Origin of the sequence: Kitasatospora sp. NPDC018058 (assembly GCF_044327205.1) — a bacterium.
In the GTDB taxonomy this organism is placed as follows: domain Bacteria; phylum Actinomycetota; class Actinomycetes; order Streptomycetales; family Streptomycetaceae; genus Kitasatospora.
Genome location: NZ_JBIRFA010000122.1, coordinates 1 through 3,370 on the forward strand (window position 1 = coordinate 1; position 3,370 = coordinate 3,370).

Genomic DNA, 3,370 nt, shown 5'->3' on the forward strand with positions numbered 1-3,370 from the left:
GAACGAGCACGGCTTCGCGGACCTGAAGAACTGGCGGATCCTCACCAAGGTCCGCATGAACGCCAAGCACGGCACCGCGCTGCTGCGGGCCCTGCCTGTCCTGACGAACGCGGAGATCAGCCGCTGACTGGAACGGCGGACGATCTCCGCAAGACGATCACGCCAGCCACCAGCGCGAGTACCTCACCACCAACTCACGCCAGGCCCATGACCTGCGAATTCAGGATGGAAACGACCCATTGCGCGCGGGAACGGTTCGTCGATCTGCGGCAGGTCGACCTCGGCGAGGGGCTCAGTGGCCGGCGGCCGAGGGTCGGGGGGTGAGGAAGGAGTCGAGGTGGGTGAAGACCGTCTCGGGCTTCTCGCGGATGGGCAGGTGTCCTGCGCCGGGGATGAGTTCGAATCGCGCGTGAGGGAACCCCGCGGCGTAGGCGCGGCCGAAGGCGGGAGTGACGATCGTGTCGTCGGCGCCCCAGATCACCAGTACCGGGCCGGTGACGGTGGAAAGGCGGGGCAGCATGCCGGCGTCTCCCATGGCCGGCCCGGCGTAGGCGCGCATGGCGGCCATCGACTGCGCGGACGGTCCGGCCTGCGGCGCCGGAGCCGGTGGACCGGCGGGCACGGTGACCGGCTGGCCGGGTATGACGGGGCCGATGGCGTCCATGAGGACGAGCTGGGAGATCCGCCCCTCGCGGTCGTCCAGGACGGTCTGGGTGGCGACCCAGCCGCCGAAGGACGTGCCGATCACCGTCACGTCGTTCAGCCCGAGGTGGCCGAGCAGATCCAGGTAGGCAGCGGCGAGTGCGGGCACGGAGTCCAGATCGTCAGGCCGTACGGTGCCGTCCCAGCCCGGATGGGTTGGCGCCACCACCCTGTGATCCGATGCTAGGTGGTCGATCAGGGCCGCGATGCTGGACGGGCCGGGGCCGCCGTGCAGGACGAGGACCGGGCTGCTGCCGGTGCCGGCCTCGCGCACTTCGAGGTCCAGGCCGGGCCGTAGCGGGATGGTGCGCTCAAGGGACGTCGTCATAGGTTCCTCCCGGATTGGCTGAGGCGGGTGGGTTCGGTGGTGGCCGTCGGGGCGGGCCTCACTGAGCTGCCGGGCCGGAGGCGAAGAACGCGACCATCTGCTCCAGGCCCCGCTCGCCGAACATCGTGTCCAGGTTGGCGGCGGACTCGGCGGCGGACGCCTCGCTGCGCGGGAAGAGGGCCTCCTCGTACGCGGCCAGAGCGGCTTCGATGTCGCCGGGATGTGCGGCGATGGCCAGGGCGAGTTCGGCGCCGTCGAACATGGCAAGGTTGGCGCCCTCCCCGGCGAAGGGGGACATCAGGTGGGCGGCGTCACCGAGCAGCGTCACGCCCGCGACACGGTCCCAGCAGTGCCCCACCGGCAGGGCGTGAATACGGCGCGGGATGATCGTCTCCGCGTCGGCGACCAGGCCGCGCAGGCCCTCGTCCCAGCCCTCGAAGTGGGCGAGGACGGCGGCCTTGGCGGCAGCGTGGTCGGTGAAGTCGACCGTGTCCAGCCAGCCCTCGTCGACCTTGAGCGCCGTGTAAACGTGCAGACTGCCGTCGCTCTCCCGGTGCGCGAGGACACCGCGTTCGCCCCCCAGGGCGATGAAGAAGCCGCTGCCGATGACTGCGGCGCTGCGCGGGTGGCGGGTGTCGGCATCGAACAGGTCGGTCTCCACGAAGGAGATACCGGTGTAGGCGGGCTTGGCAGGCGAGACCAGGGGCCGGATCCGGGACCAGGCGCCGTCCGCGCCGATCAGGAGATCGGTGGTGATGGCCGAGCCGTCGGCGAACGTCACCTCGTGGCGCCCGTCGCCCAGCGCCCGGGCCCCAGTGACCTTGCGGCCCCAGTGAACCGTGCCGTCGGGCAGGGAGTTGAGCAGCAGGTCCCGCAGGTCGCCGCGGTCCACCTCCGGCCGGCCGCCGGTGCCGTCGTCTTCCTCGGCCGCGTGCACGGTGCCGTCGGGGCCGAGCAGGCGCAGGGCCTGACCACCCTGGTGGACGATCTTGAGGAAGTCGTCGTGGAGGCCGGCGGCGTGCAGGGCCTTCTGCCCGTTGTTCTCGTGGATGTCGAGCATCCCGCCCTGGGTACGGGCCGCAGCCGACGCCTCCAGCTCGAAGATCGCCGACTCGATGCCGATGACGTGCAGGACACGGGCGGCGGTCAGGCCGCCAAGGCCTGCGCCGATGATCGCGATCGGGAAATGGCTGGTGCTCATGGGGCCTCCGGAAGCAGTAGAGGAACACCTCGGTGCGCCGAGTCATCACCGCCGATTCCGCAAGGCTCCTTGCAGGGGCGGCTGCGCGGCGAGGAGGCAAGGGATGCCGCGTTCACTCCACCCACAATAACGAACATGTTCGTTGCGAACAAGTTCGTCATGCCCAGCAGCAGACGGCGGGGAGAGCTGCCGTTCCCCGGCCGCGTCCGTCGCCAGGGCGGTCCACCCGCCCGGGGGTGGGGTCAGTCCACTGCGCCCGGGACAGGTGTGTGCATGATGCCGTTGACGAGGACGTCGAAGCTCCAGCGGATCCTGTCCGGCACCGAGCCGCCGATCAGGGCGGGCATGTGCGCGGTGATCGCCGGGTGCGTGGCGGCGTCCACGGCATGCAGTGCACGCACCGTGGCGTTCCAGTCGTCCTCGGAGGCGGGATCGTGCTCGCGCGTCGAGTGCTCGGCAGCGGTGGCTGTCGCGTCCTGGAGCAGTTTGTCCACCCCCCAGGCGACCTGCTCGCGGCCGGCCCCGCTTTGCGCGAGGAGATCGAGGATGCGCTCCACCAGGCGCAGGTAGTTCTCGCCGCTCGGGCGGGCCACGAGCGCGGCCCGCGCGAGCTGCGGGTGCTCGAACAGTACCCGGGTGTACGACGCCATGGCGGCACGGAGCTGCTCGCGCCAGTCGTCACCACCGTCCCGCCCGGCCAGGTCGACCTCGCCGAGCAGGGAGTCCAGAACGGCTGCGTGCAGCTCGGCGGTGTTGGCGATGTAGACGTACAGTGACGCCGGGCCGGTATCCAGCTCCTGCGCCAGGCGGCGCATCGTGACCTTCCCCAGCCCCTCCGCCCGCATGATCCGCACGGCGGTGTCCACAATCCAGCGCCGGGACAGGGCGGGCTTCGCCGGACGCTCCCGACGGCTGATCGGCTCTCTTCTTACAGTCATAATCCGATCGTAACGAACATGTTCGCAGTGCGGGATTGCCCGGTTCACTCTCGATCTCCCCGGTCGGCGCTTCTCACAAATGGCCGGTTGCGAGAGGGCGCTGTCACGTTGGCCGACCGGGTGAGATGATCTTCTGATCGATCACGGTGGAGGGGGATCATTCGTGGAGAGCACGTCGCCGTCGTACAGGGGTCACCGGTA

The 3,370-nt window shown here is 70.1% G+C and carries 3 protein-coding genes; all 3 read right to left on the reverse strand.

Features of this window, described 5'->3' with window-relative positions; translation table 11 throughout:
- Window positions 1-292 precede the first annotated feature (292 nt).
- The 3 genes from ACH4E7_RS45385 to ACH4E7_RS45395 all read right to left on the reverse strand — a co-directional run bounded on the left by ACH4E7_RS45385 (window position 293) and on the right by ACH4E7_RS45395 (window position 3,169).
- Window positions 293-1,030, reverse strand: coding sequence for an alpha/beta fold hydrolase (locus tag ACH4E7_RS45385; protein ID WP_396255092.1), 738 nt, complete (start codon window positions 1,028-1,030; stop codon window positions 293-295).
- A gap of 58 nt (window positions 1,031-1,088) precedes the next feature.
- Complete coding sequence (locus ACH4E7_RS45390) at window positions 1,089-2,231, reverse strand: FAD-dependent oxidoreductase (RefSeq protein ID WP_396255093.1); 1,143 nt, start codon at window positions 2,229-2,231, stop codon at window positions 1,089-1,091.
- A gap of 242 nt (window positions 2,232-2,473) precedes the next feature.
- A complete protein-coding gene (locus tag ACH4E7_RS45395) occupies window positions 2,474-3,169 on the reverse strand; it encodes a TetR/AcrR family transcriptional regulator (protein WP_396255094.1) in 696 nt (231 codons plus the stop codon).
- Window positions 3,170-3,370: the final 201 nt, after the last annotated feature.